Annotated in this window: 2 protein-coding genes; both read right to left on the bottom strand. The window is 70.3% G+C overall.

The window, feature by feature from the left end; all coding sequences use genetic code 11:
* Window positions 1–74 precede the first annotated feature (74 nt).
* The gene (locus tag ACFXA3_RS33165; RefSeq protein WP_385192967.1) at window positions 75–350 is read right to left on the bottom strand and encodes a hypothetical protein; all 276 of its coding nucleotides are present in this window, start codon (window positions 348–350) and stop codon (window positions 75–77) included.
* 773 nt (window positions 351–1,123) lie between these two features.
* On the bottom strand, window positions 1,124–1,669 hold the full coding sequence (locus ACFXA3_RS33160) for a HEAT repeat domain-containing protein (RefSeq protein WP_385192964.1): 546 nt from the start codon (window positions 1,667–1,669) through the stop codon (window positions 1,124–1,126).
* Between the last annotated feature and the right edge of the window lie 100 nt (window positions 1,670–1,769).

Here is a 1,769-nt window from a genome sequence, read left to right as displayed (position 1 = left end):
CCGCCCCGGGTCGCGCGGGCGGCCCCGCCCCCCCCGCCCCCCGGGCCCGCCCCGGGCCCGCCCCCGCTCGGACGTCACGACCCATCGATCAGTCCGAAGTCCTGCGGGAAGGTCTCAAGGAACTCCCGCCGCGCGGGATCGGCCTCTGCCTCAGCCATCTCTCCAAGCACATCGAGCAGGTCACGCCGTTGATCACTCGACAAGTGCTTCAGCACCGCAGCCACACCCTCCAGAGCCTTCACCGCGTCATCGAGATCCATTTGATCGTCGTCCGCGCCGTCGATGAACCACGTCATATCGACCAGGGCCTCAGTCAAGGCATGCGCCAGCGTTGAGTACTCAGATGCCACGGTGATCTCCCCAAGTCGACGGCTACGGAATCGCACCGCCATCCCACCACAGGGGCTCGGGGCTCAGCTCGCCCAGTTGGGCATCTCCGCCGTTGCTCCAACCCAGGCCAGAGCCTGGTCGACGACAGCGTCGAGATCTTCTGGGGACCGCGGGTGAAGATATGCCTGCCATCCGACCTCAGTAACGAAGTCGACCCCCATCAGACTGATCCCGGACTCGCCGAACGCGCCAACGTTGCCTCACCGGCTCCCGACCTCCAGGTCCACCTTGGCGTCGGGAGTCGCCTTACGCCCCGGCCTATCAGGGGGTCCGCCAGTAGGACGAATCCACAGCACCGCGTCAACACCGCGAGCCCTGCACTCGTTCTCCCGCTCCGCGAACCACGCCTCCAGCCAGTCTGGCAGTCCCCCCACGTCGCTTCCCCTCGCCCCGGAACCGAACCAGCACACCATCCTGACAGTGCAGGTCAGCACACGGGCTTCCGGCACCTATCCGAGCGACCCGCACAAGTTCCCACGAGGGCTTCGCTCTGCAGTTGAACTCGTACGCCGACCGCCTGTCGCCATACGCCTCAGTCACGCTTGCCGACGCTTCCGTCCACGACATCCCAGACTTCATTTCCCGTGAACGATCACGCGCGCTCCGATCGCCCACTGCCTCCCAACCAGGTGGACAAACGCTGCTGCTGAACGTGAACCAAGCCAGCTGCCACTCTGGCAGCCCTCAACCAGCGGGCAGCACCGGGCCGACGGCCGGCCCCGCCCGTACGGGTTCACGGTGAGCCCATCAGATGCCGGGCGGCGGCCCTCGTCTCCTCGTCCTCGTCCCTCAGGGCCCGGTCCCGCAGCACTGCTGCGGTCCGCGGACTCGACGGCCACCCCAGGGCCAGCATGTGGAGGACCTTGCGCCGCACCTTCGGATCCGGTTCCGCGACGGCCCGTTCCCTGACCAGCACTTCCCCCTCCTCGTCGCCTGCCCGGACCACCCACCAGCGCAGCGCCGCAAACCTGCACTCGGGCGCCGGGTCGGCCGCCGCGCACCGGCGCAACAGCGCGTGCACGTCCGGATGCCCGGCCCAGCGCCGGCCCAGCGACCGAATGGCCTCGCCACGGGTGTGCTCGACGGGATGGCCGGCGGCCGCGCGTTCCAGCACCTCGCGGACGTCGTCGCGGTGGGCCCAGTAGCGGCCCAGGGCACTCAGCACGGTGCTCTGGCAGTAGTGCGTGGTGTCGGAGGCGACGCGCAACACGTACGTGCCGACATCCGCGCGGTCGGTCCACCTCTTCGTCAGCACCTTCAGGGCGGCGGCGGGGGCCACGCCCAAGGGGGCGGGGCCCGGGGTGGCGCCCCCCCCCCCCCCCCCGCCCCGCCCCAGGGGGGGGGCCGGCGGGCCCCCCCAGCGGCGCCCACGGCGAGAG

The organism is Streptomyces sp. NPDC059456 (genome assembly GCF_042750055.1).
Classification (GTDB): Bacteria; Actinomycetota; Actinomycetes; order Streptomycetales; family Streptomycetaceae; genus Streptomyces.
This window is presented reverse-complemented; position numbering and strand designations above follow the sequence as displayed.